This is a genomic window from Micromonospora sp. NPDC000663, from assembly GCF_042898105.1.
In the GTDB taxonomy this organism is placed as follows: domain Bacteria; phylum Actinomycetota; class Actinomycetes; order Mycobacteriales; family Micromonosporaceae; genus Micromonospora.
The window spans coordinates 50,210-67,403 of record NZ_JBIAYR010000007.1 but is presented as its reverse complement, the minus strand read 5'-3'; the positions used below and the strand labels follow the sequence as shown (position 1 = coordinate 67,403).

Genomic DNA, 17,194 nt, shown 5'->3' with positions numbered 1-17,194 from the left:
TCCCGTCACGGCGGCGTGCTGCCCCGCTTCTCCTCCTGCGCCAGCACCGCCTCGCGGTGCTCCGGGTCGTCGCGGCTGTCCAGCTCGGCGGCGAGCCGCGGATCGGCCACCAACCGCTCCCGGTTGCGGTGCAGGAAACTCTCGAAACCCCCGGTGTACGGGCAGGCCAGGTCGCCCAGGGCCCGTTCGGGGACGTAGCGGCACCCGGCGCAGTAGTCACTGATCTCGTCGATGTCGGTGCCGCCCACCGCGTACGGGCGGGTGTCGACGCGGGCCAGGTCGGCGTACTGGCTCATCCCGACGACAGTCGCGTTCATCACCCAGTCGGTGCCGTCGACGAAGCACCGCTGGAACCAGTCCGCCAGCTCCGACGGGCGCCAGCCGCGCTGCAACGCGTAGTTGCCGAGCACCAGCAGGCGGGGGCTGTGGTGGGTCCACGCCCGGTCCCGTACGGCGGCGAGCACGTCCGCCAGGCAGTGCGCCTCCACCGCGTCGGCGTCCAGCTCGGCGAACCACTGCGGCAACGGCTCGGTCGCGCCCAGCCAGTTCGCGCCCCGGTACGGCGGCTCGAAGTACCAGTACAACTGCCACAGGAACTCCCGCCAGCCGAGCAGGCCCCTGATGAACGGCTCAACCGCCGTCCGTGGGGCCGCGCCGCTGCGCCACGCCTGTTCGGCGGCGCGGATCGCCAGCTCCGGGTCGAGCAGCCCGAAATTGAACGAGGACGAGAGCGCGGAGTGCGCCAGCAGCGGGTCGTCGACGCTCATCACGTCGGCGTAGCGGCCGTACTGCGGCAGTCGGTGGGTCAGGAAGTGCGCCAGGCGGGCCTGCGCCTCGGCGTGCGTGGCCGGGTGTCGGCGGGGGCCGTCGCGGCCCACGAAGCGCACCCCCTCGGCGGCCCACCGGTCCAGGTCGCGGCGTACCTGCGCGTCGATCTCGTCCTCGACGATCGGCGGCGGTACGGGTGGCGGTGTCGGCACGCCGTGGTCCTCGGCGCGGGTACGCCGGGCCGCCGCGGCCCCGCCGGCCGGGGCGGTCAGCACGTCGTGCCGGCGGCGGGCGTGCCGGTAGAAGTCGGCCATCCGCAGCGGACCGCGCCGGGTGCGGTCGGCCCAACCGGCGAAGTCGGCCTGGCTGGTGACGAAGCCGCGCGGGGGCAGCACGGTCAGCTCCGGCACCGACCGGGCGAAGCGCAGCGCCGCCCGGGAGTGCGGATGGCACACCTCCAGGGGCTCACCGACCTGTGCCAGCGCCTCCCGGAAGGTGTCGGTCCGCAGCACCAGCGCCCGGTCACCCAGCTCGGCCGCACGGTGGCGCAGCGCGGAGAGGATCAGGTGCGCCTTCTGCCGGTGCATCGGCCGGCGGCGGAACAGGTCCCGGATCTCCACCAGCAGCACCGGCTGATCGGGGTCGTCGAGGAAGTGCGGCCCGAGTTGATCGGCCAGCAACCATCGGCGGCGAAGCATGTCGCAATTCTGCCCACCTTCGGGCCGACGCGCCCGTCAGCAGGCCGGCCGGGCGCGTCCGGGTCCATACCGGTCGGATCATCCCGAACCGACGCCGGGCACCGCCGGCGCGGGCAGCACGTCCCGGCGGCGCAGCAGCACGGTAAGTGCCACGAGTGCCACAAGCAGCAGCGCGACCGCGTACACCGGCGCCGGGCCTAGCGGCGTGAGCAGCGCGAGCAGCGCCACCACCGGGAACGCCACGACCACCGCGCCGTGCTGTTGCCGACGGACGTGCAGCACCCAGATGGTGAGCAGGAAGACGGCGACGGGGACGGCGAGCGCGTACCCGGCGGTGGTGCTGGAGATGTGCGCGAGGTGCCGCTCGTGGTCGACCGCCACACCCAGGCCGGCGCCGACGGCCGCGACCGCCGCGAAGACCAGGTAGTGGCCATAGCCCCAGACCAACGAGTACGGCAGTTGGTCGGGCGCCTCGATGGGCCTGTCGAAGTAGAGCCACCACAGTGCGAACACGATCACCGTTGCCGCCGCCGCCAGCGTCCAGAGCTGGCGGTCTCCCGCGTCCACTCCGGTCTGGATGGCCACCGACGTGGCCAGCACCACGTCACCGAGCACGATGAGGGTGAACAGCCCGTACCGTTCGGTGATGTGCCCGGGGTGCCAGGGGGTCATCCCCGGCCGTTCGGCCACCGCCGGCACCAGCAGGTCGGCCAGGGCCAGCACCAGGAACGACGCGGTGCCCCACTCCTGTGGCAGGGCCAGCCGCAGCAGCCAGCCGAGCTGGACGACTGTGACACCGATGGCGTACCGCGTGGCCGCCGGGCGGTGCACCGGGTCACCGCCGGCGGCCCGGGACCAGTGCACGACTGCCGCGAGCCGCATCACCACGTAGCCGTACGTGATGACGCTGAAGTCGCCGTCGCTGAAGGCCCGTGGCACCCCGGCGGCGATGATCAGGGCGCCGGCGATCTGCACGAGGGTCGTGATCCGGTAGACGTCGTCGTCGGTGTCGTAGGCCGACGCGAACCAGGTGAAGTTCATCCACGACCACCAGATCGCGAAGAAGACCATCAGGTAGCTGGTCAGCGCGTGGACGAGGTGCCCCTCGGAGACGTCGTGGTGCAGGCTGCCGGCCGCCTGCGCCACGGCCACCACGAAGCACAGGTCGAAGAACAGTTCCAGCGGGGTTGCCGCCCGGTTCGGTTCGTTCCGGCTGCGGGGCCGCATCGGCCGGTAGAACGGCCGTACCGACGGGGTCCTGGTCACCGCGGCTCCTCGGCGGGTGCGGTCAGTGTCGCCGACGGCCGTGGGTCAGACCCTCCAGCACCAGGGTCAGCCCCGCGCCGACCAGCCAGACGTCCTTGGCGAGACCGGTGCCCTGCTGGGTCGGGCGGACGCTGCCCGGCTCCCGCATCCCCGGTGTCTTCAGGTACAGCTGCACCAGCCCCGCGCCGAACGCGGTCAGGCCGAGCCCGACCAGGGGCGCCGGGACGAACGGCGCGAGCAGCGCGGCCCCCAGGGCGATCTCCGAGTACGACAGCAGCTTAGCGAACCGCGCCGGCTCGAACTGACCGAGCTGGGGCATGGCGGCCACCGCCATACCGTGCATGCCCTCCGCGGCGGCGCCCTCCAGATTCCGCTTACCCAGACCCGAGTTGAGGATGTACGCGCCGATGCTGACCCGCAGCGGCAGGTGCGCGAGCTTCATTGTCACTCCCGATGGCCGTGGTCGAATGCGGCAGGCGTACCCGGGACGGCCGGCGATAACCCGCCGGGGTGCCTGGGCTGGTCGTGGTGGTGGCGGTAGGTTCGCCCCAGGGCCCACCGCCGAGCCCGGCGCACCCGCTGACCCGGCGGCCGGCCCCGCCGCACACCACCAGCAGGAGGCCACGTGAGCCAGGAAGTCCGGGGAGTCATCTCCCGCAGCAAGGGAGCGCCGGTCGAGGTCACCACCATCGTGGTGCCCGATCCGGGCCCCGGTGAGGCAGTCGTCCGGATCCAGTCCTGCGGGGTCTGCCACACCGACCTGCACTATCGCGAGGGCGGCATCAACGACGACTACCCGTTCCTGCTCGGTCACGAGGCGGCGGGCATCGTCGAGCAGGTGGGCGCCGGCGTCACCGACGTCGCCCCCGGTGACTTCGTGGTGCTCAACTGGCGCGCGGTGTGCGGGGTGTGCCGGGCCTGCCGTCGCGGCCGGCCGTGGTACTGCTTCGACACCCACAACGCCACGCAGCGGATGACCCTCACCGACGGCACCGAGCTGACCCCGGCGCTGGGCATCGGCGCGTTCGCCGAGAAGACCCTGGTGCACGCCGGTCAGTGCACGAAGGTGGACCCGGCCGCGCGGCCGGCGGCCGTGGGTTTGCTCGGCTGCGGGGTGATGGCCGGGCTGGGCGCCGCCATGAACACCGGCAACGTCACCCGGGGCGACTCGGTCGCGGTGATCGGCTGCGGTGGCGTCGGGGACGCGGCGGTCGCCGGCGCGGCCCTCGCGGGCGCCACGACGATCGTCGCGGTGGACACCGATAGCCGCAAGCTCGACTGGGCCCGCAGGTTCGGCGCCACGCACACCGTGAACGCCTCCGAGACCGACCCGGTCGAGGCGATCCGCGCCGCCACCGGTGGCTTCGGCGCCGACGTCGTGATCGACGCGGTGGGTCGCCCGGAGACGTGGAAGCAGGCCTTCTACGCCCGGGACCTGGCCGGCACTGTGGTGCTCGTCGGCGTACCGACCCCGCAGATGCGTGTCGAGCTGCCGCTGCTCGACGTCTTCGGCCGTGGCGGCGCCCTCAAGTCCAGCTGGTACGGCGACTGCCTGCCCAGCCGCGACTTCCCGATGCTCACCGAGCTGTACCTTCAGGGCCGACTCGACCTGGACGCCTTCGTCACCGAGGAGATCGCACTCGACCAGGTCGAGAACGCGTTCGCCCGGATGCACGGCGGTGACGTGCTGCGTTCGGTGGTGGTGTTCTGATGACCGCCCGGGTCGACCGTACGGTCACCGCCGGCACGTTCTCCCTCGACGGCCAGACCTTCGACGTGGACAACAACGTGTGGGTCGTCGGCGACGACAGCGAATGTGTGGTGCTTGACGCGCCGCACGACGTGGAGGCGATCCTCACCCTGGTGGGGGACCGCCGGGTCCGGGCCATCCTCGCCACCCACGCGCACGACGACCACGTCCGGGTGGCGCCCGAACTGGCCGAGGCCACCGGCGCGCCGGTGCTGCTGCACGCCGCCGACCGGGTGCTGTGGGACATGGTCCACCCGTACCTGCCGCCGCACGGCGAGCTGCACGACGGGCAGGGGATCGAGGTGGCCGGCACCACGTTGCGGGTGCTGCACACCCCAGGGCACAGCCCCGGCGCGTGCAGCTTCCACGCCCCGGGCCTGGGCGTGGTGTTCACCGGCGACACGCTGTTCAACGGTGGGCCGGGCGCGACCGGGCGCTCGTTCAGCGACTTCGACACGATCGTCAGGTCGATCCGTACCCGCCTGCTCACGCTGCCGGCGGAGACCGTCGTGCACCCGGGGCACGGCGACGACACCACGATCGGCGCGGAGGCACCGCACCTGCCGGAGTGGCTGGCCCGGGGCCACTGAGCCCCACGCGTGCCGGCGGGCGCGTCAGCGCTCGTCGGCCGCGCCCAGCACCGGCTTGACGTCCAGGATCGGGTGCCGTCGAGCGCCTCCAGGTCGGCCACCCGCAGGCGCAGCCCGTCCACGGCGAGCACCCGCACCCGGTGCAGGCCGATCGGGTTGGGCCGGTGCGGCGAGCGGGTGCTGAACACGCCCGTCTCCGGTCGGCTCTCGTCGCCGCGCGGACGCACCGCCAGCACGTCCCGCCGCGCCCGGTCCAGCCAGGTCAGCACCAGCAGGTCGGCGCCGACCCGCACGTCGCGCACGGCGCGCTCGACCTGCGGGTCGAAGACCAGCCACGCCTCCGGCGCGCCCTCGTCGCCCTGCCGTGGCGCGGTCGCCGCGTCGGTGAGCGGCGAGAGGACCCGGCCGACCGCTCGCAGGAGGTGTTCGTCGGCCATCCGCACTCCCTTCCGGACGGTGTCAGCCTACGGCGTTACGATCGCCCGCATGCCCGCCGAACGCCAGGTACCCGCCGTCCGTCAGCTGCGCCTCGTGGTGGAGGCGGCCGATTACGACGCCGCCGTGGCGTTCTTCCGCGACGCGCTGGGCCTGCGCGAGGAGGCGGCGTTCAGCGGCGAGGGGGACGCCCGGGTGATGATCCTGGACGCGGGCCGGGCCACCCTGGAGATCGCCAACCCGGCGCAGAAGCGCATGATCGACGAGGTCGAGGTGGGCCGGCAGGTGGCGCCGCGCATCCGGGTGGCCTTCGAGGTGGACGACGCCGAGGCGACCACCGCCCGACTGGTCGCCGCCGGCGCGAGCGAGGTCGCGCCGCCGACGCGTACCCCCTGGCAGTCGCTCAACTCCCGCCTCGACGCCCCGGCCGACCTGCACATCACGGTCTTCGAGGAGCTGGGGACGGCTGATCACGGCGACGACTGACTCGGGAGGGGTCGACGCCACGACCGGCCGGGCCGCGCAGGCGGCCGCCGTCGCGTACGTGCGGTCGCTCGCCGTGGTCGAGCGTCCCGCCGCGCTCGCCACAATCGTGCGGGAGCTCGCCGCCGCCGACGTCCACCATCGGCCCGAGCAGGTGCTGACCTCGGTCGTCAGGCATGGCCGGCTCACTGTGAACTTCCATCCGGACCGGCTGGGCGCGGACGGGCGGACGGTGGCCGCCGCCCTCGCCGACGACGGGGTGTACCGCAGTCAGTTCGTCACAGGGATCTCCAACGGCGGGCTCAGCCCGTACCCCGGCGGCGACCGGGACCGCTGGGAGCGGCGGATGTTCGACGGGGTGTACCAGCGGCCCGGCGTGACGCCGGCGGACCGGCCCACCTACGGCGGGCTGAACCTTCTCGACCACCCGGACGGCGCCTGCCCCCGCTTCGGCTCCTGCCATCTGCGGCTGCGTCCGGCGGTGCTGTCCCGGGCCACGTTCTGCCTCGGCGACAGCCACCTCGGCCCGGGTGTGGTGGGCACCGCCGACGCGTTCGAGGCGGTGCTCGCCGGGTTGCTGACCGCCACCGCCGCCACCGGGGTCTGCCTGGGGCGCGCGGGAACGGACGTCGGCACCCTGGTACGAACGGTTCTGGACGCGCCCGGCACACCGGCCACGGCGGGTCGCGCGCTCGACGACTACGTGGAGGCTCAGGTCCACGGCACCCTGGACCTCGCCACGGACGTCGAGGAACTGGTGGCGGATCCGTCCTTCGCCGGCACCCCGCCCGGCGTCGCGCTGGAACAGATCGCCAGGCGGTACGGTTTCCCGCTGCGGTGGCACGCCGGCTTCCGGCTCGCGGTCGATCGGGTCGACCCGGACTTCCGGGGCCCCGCGATCCCGGTGTTGGCGGCGCGTCTGCACCGCGAGTTCGCCCGACCGGGCGCACCTGTGGACGCGGCGCTGATCGGCCGGGGCGCGGCGTCGGCGGTCACCGAGCCGGCCCGTTGGGCGGACCGGGGCCCGATCGCGGACACCCTTCAGCATCTCAAGCAGCTCTGGCACGTTCTCGTCCGGTTCGGCACGCCGCACGCCGGCTGACCGGTCCAGAGCCCGTCCACACCGATCGTCCGGTTCGCCCGGGTGACCGGGACCGCATGCTGCGCCAGCTCGGGCATATCCGGAATGCCCGACACGCCAAGCTGGTTGTGTCCCCCGTACCGCCGGAGCCCAAACCCTTTTCCGCGGTCATCTCCCGAGGAGTGTTCACCCCGGAGCGCTCCGCACGATCGAAAGGGCAACCATCGTGAAGGTCGACTTCACTCGATGGCTCCCCGCCATCGCTAAGGACTCGTACCGCAAGACCGCGCTGAGCGTGGTGGGTGTGGCTGCCCTCGGCGGCCTGGCGCTCGCGCCCACCGCGGCCGCCGCCCCGGTCACCTCAGGGCCGCACCAGGGCGCCGTCGCCGCCATCGACCTCGCCACCGGCAAGGCCGCCACCTCTGCGCGGCAGGAGGACCAGCCCGTCGAGTCGGGCCTGACCACCGGCTCCGCCACCGGCAAGCCGCCGGCCGGCAAGCCCAGCCGGGACCAGCTCATCCCGCACGGCATCGAGGGCGCCCAGTCGCGCATCCCGCTCGACGAGGCGCAGCTCGACAACGCGCGGGCGATCGTCGACGCCGCCAAGAAGACGGGCGTCGGTGACCGGGGCGCCGTGATCGGCGTCGCCACCTCGCTGCAGGAGTCGAAGCTGTACAACCTCGGCCACCTCGGCGCGTACAACGACCACGACTCGCAGGGCCTGTTCCAGCAGCGCCCGTCGTCCGGTTGGGGCACGCCCGAGCAGATCACCGACCCGGAGTACTCGGCCACGGCGTTCTTCACCGCGCTCAAGAACGTGGGCGGCTGGCAGGACCTGCCGCTGACCACCGCCGCGCAGACCGTGCAGGTCTCCGCCTTCCCGTACGCGTACGCGCAGTGGGAGGAGCAGGCGGCGGACATCGTCCAGCAGCTCTGGTGACACGCGCATACGAGAACCGGCCGGCTCCCCGCACGGGAGCCGGCCGGTTCTCTCGTACTCAGCAGGCAGGGTAGAGGCGGCGGGTGCCGACGCCTGCGGCGTACGCGGCCCGGTCACTGAACCGGCAGCCGTAGTCGGCCCGGGCCACCACCGCCGGATCGGTCACGGTGTCACCGGCCGGACGCTTGCCGGTGCGTACCCATGACACCAGGTCGTCCCACGCGGCGCCCGCCTCGCCCGGGGTGAACTCGCAGTGCTGCGTGGCACGGATGGCCCGCTGCACCACCAGCCGGCCGCGACCGTTGCGGGCCACATCGGTGGCGTACGCCTGCTCCATGCTGAACGGCACGAACAGGTCGCCGAGGCCGTGCAGGCTGAGCACCGGCGCGGTGGGCCGGCCGGCGATCCGCGGCACCTCGGTAAGCGTCGGCAGGAGTCGCTGCACGACGTTCTCCGGGGCGACCCGCAGCACTGTGGCGTTGACGTCCACCGGACTGTTCGGGGTGTAGCGGGTGAGCAGGTTGGTGGACAGCTGCCCGGGCCGCTGGGCGGGGGAGTTGCCGCTGCCGGTGGGCACGCTGATGGAGAAGAGGAAGTCCTTCCACACCGCGAACGCGGCGTCGGCTCCCGGACGCGGCCCGCCCGAACGGTTCACCGTGATGGCCCGCAGCTGCTTGCCCCGGTCGGTAGTGGTGTCCGGCCCGGTGGGGGTCAGCCCGGCCAGGCCGAGCGCCACCTGGATGCGCGGGACCGCGTTGCTCACATAGTCGGCCGGCGTGGGATAGGCAGGCACCTCGGCCAGGGCCTGCGCGACCAGGTTGTAGTCCAGGTAGAAGTCGAGCAGCGTCTGGTCGCCGAGCACCCCGCACATGGGCAGCGCGCCGTCGTAGAAGCCCGGGTACTGCTCCAGGGAACGGCCGATGACGTACCCGCCCATCGACACCCCGGCGAGGTAGGTGCGGTGCGGCTTGCGGACGGTCCGTCCGAAGTGGTCGGCCAGGTCCCTGGTGCCCAGCACCCCGGAACGGATGTCGAAGCCGTTGCGGTCGTACGACGAGGACGCCCACGCGTACCCCTGCTCCAGCAGGCGCTGGCGCAGCTCGTACGCGGGAGGCTCCGGCGAGAGCACCGTGCCCTGACCGCGGTAGCCGTGCGCCCACAGCACCAGGTCGCCGTTCCACCGGGCGGGGACCTCGATGATGTACCCGGCGTGGCGGTGCACGCCCTGGCGTACCGTCGTCGGCCGGCCGCCCACGACCAGCGGGGCCAGTGGCGGGTTCTCGATGGTGTACCCGGGCAGCGGCTGGCCGCCCCCGGGATCGCGGCCGGAGGCGGCGGCCGGCGCGGCGCCGGCCAGCCCGACGGCCAGAATGAGGGTCGCGGTGGCCGCGACCATGCGGCGCAGGGTACGAACGGGTGTGGACAGCATCGGCGCTCCCCATCGGACGGATGTCGCCTGCGGGGGCGACCAGGCGGGACGGTTGCCTACCGGCCGGTAGCGCCCTGAACCTAGGACCGCCGTCGACCGGAGTCAATGGGTACGCTGACCGGCCGCTCAGACGCGACTGTCCGGCCGGTCAGGTCGGGCCGGACGGGTGCCCGCCTCCGTCGCCGGCCCGGGTACGCGGCTGGGCCGAGCGGTCGGGTTGACTGGTTCCCGTGGACGACTCGATCTGGGACGCGGTCCGAGCGATGCGCGGCTGGCTGGACGCGGCGAACGGCACCGGGCAGACGGAACTGACCTGCCGAATCCTCAAACTGACCGAGGAGGCGGGGGAGGCGTCCGCCGCCTGGATCGGCCTGCTCGGACAGAATCCGCGCAAAGGCGTCACCCACACCCGCGAGGACGTGGCGGCGGAGTTGGCCGACGTGGCACTCACCGCGCTCGTGGCGATCGAGAGTCTGGGACTCGACGCGCAGACGATCCTGGACACCTCCGCCAGAAAGGTCCGCTCCCGCCTCGCGGGGTGAGGCCCGCCCACCCCGCCCGATTCATGACCGACGCCAGGTCGCCGAGGTGGCGGTGTCCCGGCGTCGCGGATGCCGCCGTATCGGCGATATGGAGTGGATCATCGCCCTGAGCGCCCGGGTTGCCCCGCCCCGGTGTGTCCGGGTGGGGTGTTTGTCCGGTCTGGGGTCGTGTGGGTGGTGACCGGTCGCACCGGTGCGGCGGAATGGTGGCCGGCCGGGGGTCGTTACACACCCTGACGATCGCAGGACCACGGCCACTCGGCCCACCCCACCACGGGTTGGAATGCCCGGCCAGGCCCGCTCGTTGCAGACCCCCCGGCGCCGCCTCGATGTGGTGCCGCCGGCCCCGGAATGACCCCGGTCCGCCGGCCGTTACACCGACCCCCAGGCACCGCCTCGATGCGGTGCCGCCGGCCCCGGAATGACCCCGGTCCGTCGGTCGTTGCAGACCCCCGGGCACCGCCGAGATGTGGGTGCCGCCGGATGGGCCACCCCCGGAATGACCCCGGCCCCCGGTTGGTTACACCCGGACCCCGGCGCCGTGAGCCCCCGGCTCGCAGGCCGCCGACCCCCGACTTTGTGCAGCGCCGGACGAGGTGCTCACACCCGGCTTGTCACGCGGGTGTTTCCTACCCCCGAAGGAGCTACCCCCATGAACACGATCATGCGCAAGAGTGTGCTGTCCGTTGCTGGTCTGGCCTTCGCCGGTGGCGTCTTCGCCGGCCCGGTCGCCGCCCACGCCGCGACCCCGGTCGTGGACGCCAAGCCCGCCGCGGTGCAGGTGGCCGCGTCGAAGCCGCAGGGCGAGCAGTCGCACATCACCCTGAACGACGAGCAGAGCGCGAATGTCAAGGCGATCATCGCCGCGACGAAGAAGGCCGGCCTGCCCGAGCGGGCCGCGGTCATCTCGATCGCTACGAGCCTGCAGGAGTCGAAGCTGGAGAACCTCGGGCACCTCGGCGACCGCAATGACCACGACTCGCTGGGCCTGTTCCAGCAGCGCCCGTCCAGTGGTTGGGGTACGCCGGAGCAGATCACTGACCCCGAGTACTCCACCACCGCGTTCCTCAAGGGTTTGAAGCAGGTCGACGGGTGGCAGGACATGGCGTTGACCGACGCCGCGCAGACCGTGCAGGTCTCGGCCTACCCGGACGCCTACGCCCAGTGGGAACAGCAGGCCACCGACCTCGTCACCCAGCACTGGAACAGCTGACCCCGTGAAACAACCGATGGCCGGCACCCCCACACTTGGGGTGCCGGCCATCGGCATGTCCAGCCGAGATCGTGGACAGTTCCCGTCAACCACGAACGGAAACTGTCCAGGATTCGCTTCGGACGACGTGGCGGAGCGGCATGGCAGGCGCGGAGTGATCCGGTCGGCGCGCGGGTACGTACCTTCCGGGGGGGACCGGTGGAGGGACGACGCATGGCCGCAGTGGGTGACGGCACGGAGGACGGGCACGAGGCAGCGCAGCAACCCGAGCGCGGAACAGTACGACCGGAGCACCAGCCGGAGCACCAGGCGGCGCACCAGCCGGGGCGCGAAGGGGAGCGCGGGCCAGGACAGCGCCCGGAGCGGCAGTTGGCCGCCGAGCCGGGACCCGTTGCTGCACCGGGCCGCTTGTCGGTGGGCGCGCGCCTGCTGGCGGCCGCTGCCGCGATCGTGCTGATCCTCGGTGCCGCGGCGGTGGCCGTCATCATCGCGGACCCGCACCGCCTCGGTCAGGCCTACACGGGCGCCCCCGACGGCAGCCGCCCCGACAGCAACCGCCCCGACAGCAACCGCCCGGACGGTTCGGGTGCCGCGCGGGCCGCCGAGCAGACGATGACCGCGCCGCTGGCCGGGCGGCAGCGGGCCACCTTCGTGCTCGTGGACGGGGTGTCGTCGTTCGACCTGCGGGTGGCGGAGCTGGGCGACGACCTCTACCGGATCAGCGGTGAGGGCGTCGCGGCGCGACCGGAGATGCGGGGCGAGACCGTACGCCTCGGCCTGGCGGGCACCGGCGCGTCCGGGGTGAAGGCGGTGCGGGTGCTGCTCAACGAGCGGGTCGCGTGGCGTCTCAAGCTGACCGGCGGGGTGAGCGGGCAGGTGGTGGACCTGACGCGGGCCCGGCTGCTGGGTGTGGAACTGGCCGGCGGGTCGAGCCGCACCGAGGTCCTGCTGCCGGTGATCGACGGCACAGTGGTCGTACGGCTGAGCGGCGGTACGAGTCAGCTGGACGTGCGGGTGCCGGGTACGCCTCCGGTCCGGGTGCGGGTCGGCGCGGGCGCGGGTTCGGTGGTGGTGGGCGACGAACGGTGGAACGGTGTGGGCGCGGGTTCGCTGCTGGGCGCGCCCGGCTGGGACCGGTCGACCGACCGGCTCTACCTCGACCTGGTGGCGGGGGCGAACAGCGTGACTGTGGACACCGGCGAAGGCTGATCCGGCGCGGGCGGGCGACGGGAAGCGTCGCTGCCGCGGGTGGGCGTGCGCGTACAGTCGGGCGGTGGAGCGTACCGAATCGATGCTGGCGCAGACCCGACCACCTGGCGTTGCCGACGCCGATCCGGGCAGCGTGCTGCTGCCGGGCCACGACGTGCCGCTCGGGCGCTACACGACTGTGCGCCGGCTGTTGCCGCAGCGTCCCCGCCGTATGGTCGGGGCGTGGTGTTTCGTCGACCACTTCGGCCCGGACGACGTGGCGCAGCGGCCCGGCATGGAGGTGCCGCCGCATCCGCACACCGGCCTGCAGACGGTGACGTGGCTGCTCGACGGCGAGATCATCCACCGGGACAGCCTCGGCAGCGTGCAGGCGATTCGGCCCGGTCAGCTGAACGTGATGACGTCGGGGCAGGGCATCGCCCACTCCGAGCGGTCGCCGGCTGTCCATCCGCCGGTGATGCACGGCGTGCAGCTGTGGGTGGCGCTGCCGGATCCGGCGCGGGCCGGCGCGGCGGCCTTCGCCCACCACGCGGACCTGCCGCGCTGGCGCGACGGCGAGCTGGACGTCACCTTGCTGGTCGGGGAGCTGGCCGGCGAACGGTCACCGGCGGTCGTGCACACCCCGCTGATCGGCGCGCAGCTGGAGCTGGGCGGCACCGCGCCGACCACGCTGCCGTTGCGGCCCGACTTCGAGTACGCGCTGTTGGCGATGTCCGGGTCGGCGGAGGCCGCCGGGGTGGGGTTCGAGCCGGGGGCGCTGCTCTACCTCGGGTCGGGTCGGCGGGAGGTGACCGTGCGCGGTGGGGCGGGGGCACGGCTGCTGCTGTTGGGCGGTACCCCGTTCGACGAGCCCCTGGTGATGTGGTGGAACTTCGTGGGCCGCTCGCACGAGGAGGTGGCCGCCGCCCGGGAGGACTGGATGGCGGGCCGGCGGTTCGGGGTGGTCGCCGACGATCCGGCGCCGCCGCTGCCGGCGCCGGCTCTGCCCACCACCCGCCTCAAGGCCCGCGACCGCACCGGCGGTCTGCACGGCTGAGCGGGGCGTGTGGCAGGCCGCCGCGCGGGTAGTCGCCGGCATGCCGACCACTCTGATCACTCCCGTCGAGGACCGGAAACGTCTGGCCCGCCGGCTCGCCGGCAGCGGGCGGGGCTTCGCCGAGGAGTACGGCTTCCGGGTCACGAACAACCCGGCGAGCCTGTTCCAGGTGCTCTACCTGGCGGTGCTGCTGGCCCGTCGGGGTGACTTCCGGCGGGCGTTGGACGGTGCGCGGGCCTTGCGCGACGCGGGCTGGGACAGCGCCGCCCGGCTGGCCCGTTCGCTGCACGAGGACCGGGTGCGGGTGCTGCGCGACAGCGGTCAGCGTGGCGACGTGGACGCGCTGGCCGCCGTACTGGGTGATCTGGCACGTGCGGTCGTCGAGCGGTATCGGGGCGATCTGCGCCGGCTGCGGTCGGTGGCGCACCACGATCCGGCCCGGGAGCGGGCGTTGCTGGCCGACCTGCCCGGCGTCGACGACCAGGTCGTCGACCTGTTCCTGCGGGAGGCGCAGGCGCTGTGGCGGGAGGTCGCACCGGTGGCGGACCGACGGGCGCTGGCTGCGGCGCGGCGGCTCGGGCTGGGTCGTTCCGCCGACGATCTGGCGGGCCTGGCCAGCGGCGAGTCGGAGCGCCTGGCGTGGCTGGTGGGGGCGCTGGCCCGGGTGGATCTGGAGCACCGGTACGGGGAGCTGACCGGCCGGCCGTGACGTGCGCTGGCCCACAGTTCCGCAAAGACTGACCGTATGGAGGATGTTCTGTCGTATGGTTGTACCCGGCAGTGCTGGCCGCTCGGTTCGAGCGGGCCTCCACCGCCTGGTCGCCGCGATCCGGTTCGGGCGCGGCGCACCGCCTGGGCAGGTTTGGCGCCCCCGGTCGCGGTTCGTGACCCGGGGGCGCCCGCCTGCCCCGGCGATCAGCGGGCGAGGCCCGCCAGCAGGTTCACCGTGACGGCGATGATGAACGCGCCGAACAGGTACGACAGCATCGAGTGCCGCAGGACGGTACGCCGCATCTCGTTGCTCGTCAGGTTCGTGTCGGAGACCTGGAACGTGGTCCCGATGGTGAACGCGACGTACGCGAAGTCGGAGTAGCGCGGCGGTTCGTGCTGGTTGAAGTTCACCCCGCCGTCCGGGCCGGTGTAGTAGATCCGGGCGTACCGGGCGGCGAACACGGTGTGCACCACCAACCAGGACAGCAGCACGCTGAGCACACCCAGTCCGCCGTACAGGTCCCGGGCGAGGCCGGGGGGCGCCGCGTGGGCGCTTGCCACCACCAGCCCCACGGCCAGCAGGCTCGCCGAGCAGGCGACGAGCAGCAGCACGTCGCGGATCGCCCGGTTGGGGTCCTCGTGCACGGCGAGCGCGGCCGTACGGCCCGCGTCCAGTGGCCAGATCTTGAACCACACCAGCACCAGCCAACTCAGCGCGGCCGCGTCCCACCCGGCGAGCGGGGCGAGCGACGGCGGTAGCACCAGCGCGAGGCCGGCACCCACGACGATGCCGACGACCCCCACCAGGACCAGTTGCACGGCGGCCGGGGTGTGCCCGTCCGGCGGGCGCGACAGCGGGCCGGTGCGGGTCATCCGGACGCCCCGCGTACCAGGGTTGGGGCCGTCACCGCAGGGTCAGATGCCGCGCAGGTGCTGCGAGACCCGGTTGTGCGTCTTGTCCCGGGCCTGCACGGCCCGCTGCGACGGGCCGACCTCGGGGGCCGCCTCGATGCCCGCCGACCGGGCCACCTCGGTGCCGTTGGCGTAGTCCACGGGCGGCAGGGCGCGCAACGCCTTCAGGACGTCCGGCGGGGCGCCCTCGCGTTCGGCCTCGCGGACGACGTCGTCCTTCTCGGCCGGGTAGTCCAGGCTCGACAGGTACTGCAGGACGTCGGCGTAGCTCGCCATGGCAGCGGCTCCCTCGTGGCATCGATGTGGTCACGACCGGCGGCGGTTACCCGCCCGCCGTCGCGTCACGCCCGCCCCGGCGGGAAATCCGGCGCCGTTTCCACCCCGCCGCGGCGGGTATCCGCAGGCGCCGACGCGACCCGAGGAGTACGGGATGAACTACGACACCTTCATCGACCAGGTTTCCCAGCGCACGTCGACGTCGTCCGAGCGGGCCGTCGAGCTGACCCGGGCGGTGTTGGAGACGTTCGGTGAGCGGCTGACCGGCGGCGAGGTGCTGGACCTGGCGGCGCAGCTGCCGCAGCCGCTGCAACTGGTGCTCAAGCCGAGCCCGAGCACCGAGCAGGCGGACCGGTTCGGTGCGGCCGAGTTCGTGGCGCGGGTCGCGTTGCGGGCCGATGTGCAGGAGCCCGCCGCCCGGGACGCCGTGCGGGCGGTCTTCACGACGCTGCGCGAGGCGATCACCGGTGGGGAGTTCGACGACGTGGCCACCCAGCTGCCCCGCGACTATCGGGGGCTGGTGGAGCAGGCGATGGCCCCCGGTGCGACCCTGCGCCGCGCCTGAGGATGGACACACAGCGGTTTACCAGGGCAACCACCGATGTCCCGCTTGGCGCGGCGAATGAGCCTGGCCTAACCTTGTGCGTGCGAGGGGAGTACTTCCCACGAATCATTCCGGTCAGTACGGCGCGCCGGGCGCGCCTCGGGTGATTGTCCACCAGGTGGTGGGTGAAGGAGACCTCGAACATGACACGGTGTTCGAGGAGGCCCCATGACCGAATTGTCGTACCTGTCCGCCGCCAGTGAGCTGTCGTCGGTGGGCACCCCCACGCTCTGGGCGGTGACCATCGCCGGGGTGCTGCTCCTGCTGGTGTTGGATTTCCTTGTCACGCGCCGCCCGCACGAGGTGTCCATGCGGGAGGCGCTCGGCTGGTCCGCGTTCTACATAGCGCTGCCGCTGGCGTTCGGCGGCTGGATCTGGGCGCGCTACGGCTCCCAGCAGGGCGTGGAGTACCTCACCGGCTACCTGGTCGAGAAGTCGCTCTCGGTCGACAACCTCTTCGTCTTCATGCTGCTGCTCGCCGCGTTCGCGGTGCCGGCGGTGCTCGCCCAGCGGGTGCTGCTCTACGGCATCGCCGGCGCGCTGGTGCTGCGGGCGGTCTTCATCGCCCTCGGCGCGGCGGCGCTGCAGACCCTCGACTTCGCGTTCCTGCTCTTCGCGATCATCCTCATCGCCACGGCGGTGAAGCTGCTGCGTGACGCCCTGTCCGGGCACCAGCAGGACGTCGACATCAACAAGATGCGCTCGGTGAAGCTGCTGCGCAGGATCATGCCGGTGGTCGACGAGTACCACGGCACCAAGATGACCGTCCGGCAGGGCGCGAAGCGGGCACTCACCCCGTTCGCCCTGGTCGTGGTAGCGGTGCTGGCCACCGACATCGTCTTCGCCGTCGACTCCGTGCCGGCGGTCTACGGCATCACCGAGGACCCGTACCTGGTCTTCGCCACCAACGCGTTCGCCCTGCTCGGCCTGCGGGCGCTCTACTTCGTCCTGCACGCGGCGCTGAGCCGGCTGGTGCACCTCAGCTACGGCCTGGCGATCATCCTGGCGTTCATCGGCCTCAAGCTCGGCCTGCACTGGGCACACGGCATCTGGGAGAGCGTCCCGCAGATCCCCACCCTTGCCTCGCTCGGCGTGATCATCGGCGTGCTGGTGGTGGTCACGCTCACCAGCCTGCGCGCCACCCGCGGCGGCGTGCCCGAGGACCGCGAGGTCGTCACCGAACGGCGCTGACCGCGCCGCGCCGGGGCAACGAGGGGGTACGCGGGAAAGCTCCCGCCCCGGTCGGCGCGG

General features: G+C 72.8%; 18 protein-coding genes and 1 pseudogene. 12 read left to right on the top strand and 7 right to left on the bottom strand.

All coding sequences use genetic code 11. The features are described from left to right. Positions 1-5 precede the first annotated feature (5 nt). From ACFY1S_RS22565 to ACFY1S_RS22555, 3 genes are all read right to left on the bottom strand, one after another. A complete protein-coding gene (locus ACFY1S_RS22565) occupies positions 6-1,466 on the bottom strand; it encodes a cryptochrome/photolyase family protein (protein ID WP_387121297.1) in 1,461 nt (486 codons plus the stop codon). Positions 1,467-1,544: 78 nt separating this feature from the next. Then, positions 1,545-2,732 (bottom strand): low temperature requirement protein A, encoded by a 1,188-nt coding sequence (locus tag ACFY1S_RS22560; protein ID WP_387121294.1) that lies wholly within the window; start codon positions 2,730-2,732, stop codon positions 1,545-1,547. Between the two features lie 22 nt (positions 2,733-2,754). Beyond that, complete coding sequence (locus ACFY1S_RS22555) at positions 2,755-3,174, bottom strand: hypothetical protein (protein WP_357994243.1); 420 nt, start codon at positions 3,172-3,174, stop codon at positions 2,755-2,757. A gap of 183 nt (positions 3,175-3,357) precedes the next feature. Here ACFY1S_RS22555 and ACFY1S_RS22550 point away from each other — a divergent pair, with 183 nt between their 5' ends. Continuing rightward, the gene (locus tag ACFY1S_RS22550; protein WP_387121291.1) at positions 3,358-4,443 is read left to right on the top strand and encodes an S-(hydroxymethyl)mycothiol dehydrogenase; all 1,086 of its coding nucleotides are present in this window, start codon (positions 3,358-3,360) and stop codon (positions 4,441-4,443) included. After that, positions 4,443-5,072: an MBL fold metallo-hydrolase gene (locus ACFY1S_RS22545; RefSeq protein WP_387121288.1), complete on the top strand. Its 630-nt coding sequence runs from the start codon at positions 4,443-4,445 to the stop codon at positions 5,070-5,072. The genes ACFY1S_RS22550 and ACFY1S_RS22545 overlap by 1 nt, the downstream gene beginning before the upstream one ends. Positions 5,073-5,203: 131 nt before the next feature. Here the strand turns inward: ACFY1S_RS22545 and ACFY1S_RS22540 are convergent. After that, positions 5,204-5,509: pseudogene (locus ACFY1S_RS22540) on the bottom strand (TrmO family methyltransferase); the annotation flags it as partial. A gap of 49 nt (positions 5,510-5,558) precedes the next feature. On the opposite strand from ACFY1S_RS22540, the gene ACFY1S_RS22535 reads away from it, so the two are divergent. The 3 genes from ACFY1S_RS22535 (at position 5,559) to ACFY1S_RS22525 (ending at position 8,011) form a co-directional block, all read left to right on the top strand. Beyond that, complete coding sequence (locus ACFY1S_RS22535; protein WP_387121285.1) at positions 5,559-5,993, top strand: VOC family protein; 435 nt, start codon at positions 5,559-5,561, stop codon at positions 5,991-5,993. Between the two features lie 58 nt (positions 5,994-6,051). Next, entirely contained in the window at positions 6,052-7,092 is a 1,041-nt protein-coding gene (locus ACFY1S_RS22530; protein ID WP_387121282.1) for a DUF3626 domain-containing protein, read from the top strand. A gap of 205 nt (positions 7,093-7,297) precedes the next feature. Then, entirely contained in the window at positions 7,298-8,011 is a 714-nt protein-coding gene (locus ACFY1S_RS22525) for a hypothetical protein (RefSeq protein WP_387121279.1), read from the top strand. A gap of 58 nt (positions 8,012-8,069) precedes the next feature. Here ACFY1S_RS22525 and ACFY1S_RS22520 read toward each other — a convergent pair whose 3' ends face one another. Next, the gene (locus ACFY1S_RS22520; protein ID WP_387121276.1) at positions 8,070-9,440 is read right to left on the bottom strand and encodes a hypothetical protein; all 1,371 of its coding nucleotides are present in this window, start codon (positions 9,438-9,440) and stop codon (positions 8,070-8,072) included. Positions 9,441-9,670: 230 nt separating this feature from the next. Here ACFY1S_RS22520 and ACFY1S_RS22515 point away from each other — a divergent pair, with 230 nt between their 5' ends. From ACFY1S_RS22515 to ACFY1S_RS22495, 5 genes are all read left to right on the top strand, one after another. Then, positions 9,671-9,982, top strand: a complete 312-nt coding sequence (locus ACFY1S_RS22515; protein ID WP_387121273.1) for a MazG-like family protein — start codon at positions 9,671-9,673, stop codon at positions 9,980-9,982. 652 nt (positions 9,983-10,634) lie between these two features. Beyond that, positions 10,635-11,195, top strand: a complete 561-nt coding sequence (locus tag ACFY1S_RS22510; protein ID WP_387121270.1) for a hypothetical protein — start codon at positions 10,635-10,637, stop codon at positions 11,193-11,195. A 213-nt stretch (positions 11,196-11,408) separates the two neighbouring features. Further along, positions 11,409-12,404 (top strand): hypothetical protein, encoded by a 996-nt coding sequence (locus ACFY1S_RS22505; protein ID WP_387121267.1) that lies wholly within the window; start codon positions 11,409-11,411, stop codon positions 12,402-12,404. A gap of 64 nt (positions 12,405-12,468) precedes the next feature. After that, the gene (locus ACFY1S_RS22500; RefSeq protein WP_387121263.1) at positions 12,469-13,440 is read left to right on the top strand and encodes a pirin family protein; all 972 of its coding nucleotides are present in this window, start codon (positions 12,469-12,471) and stop codon (positions 13,438-13,440) included. A gap of 40 nt (positions 13,441-13,480) precedes the next feature. Further along, positions 13,481-14,149 (top strand): hypothetical protein, encoded by a 669-nt coding sequence (locus tag ACFY1S_RS22495; protein ID WP_387121260.1) that lies wholly within the window; start codon positions 13,481-13,483, stop codon positions 14,147-14,149. A gap of 206 nt (positions 14,150-14,355) precedes the next feature. Here ACFY1S_RS22495 and ACFY1S_RS22490 read toward each other — a convergent pair whose 3' ends face one another. Both ACFY1S_RS22490 and ACFY1S_RS22485 read right to left on the bottom strand, forming a co-directional pair. Beyond that, positions 14,356-15,024, bottom strand: coding sequence for a DUF1345 domain-containing protein (locus tag ACFY1S_RS22490; RefSeq protein ID WP_387121257.1), 669 nt, complete (start codon positions 15,022-15,024; stop codon positions 14,356-14,358). A 42-nt stretch (positions 15,025-15,066) separates the two neighbouring features. After that, entirely contained in the window at positions 15,067-15,339 is a 273-nt protein-coding gene (locus tag ACFY1S_RS22485) for a DUF2795 domain-containing protein (protein WP_377598690.1), read from the bottom strand. Positions 15,340-15,493: 154 nt separating this feature from the next. Between ACFY1S_RS22485 and ACFY1S_RS22480 the strand changes: the two genes are divergently transcribed. Both ACFY1S_RS22480 and ACFY1S_RS22475 read left to right on the top strand, forming a co-directional pair. Further along, a complete protein-coding gene (locus ACFY1S_RS22480; protein ID WP_364365886.1) occupies positions 15,494-15,904 on the top strand; it encodes a DUF2267 domain-containing protein in 411 nt (136 codons plus the stop codon). A gap of 207 nt (positions 15,905-16,111) precedes the next feature. Continuing rightward, on the top strand, positions 16,112-17,134 hold the full coding sequence (locus tag ACFY1S_RS22475; protein WP_387121252.1) for a TerC/Alx family metal homeostasis membrane protein: 1,023 nt from the start codon (positions 16,112-16,114) through the stop codon (positions 17,132-17,134). The last annotated feature ends 60 nt before the right edge of the window (positions 17,135-17,194 follow it).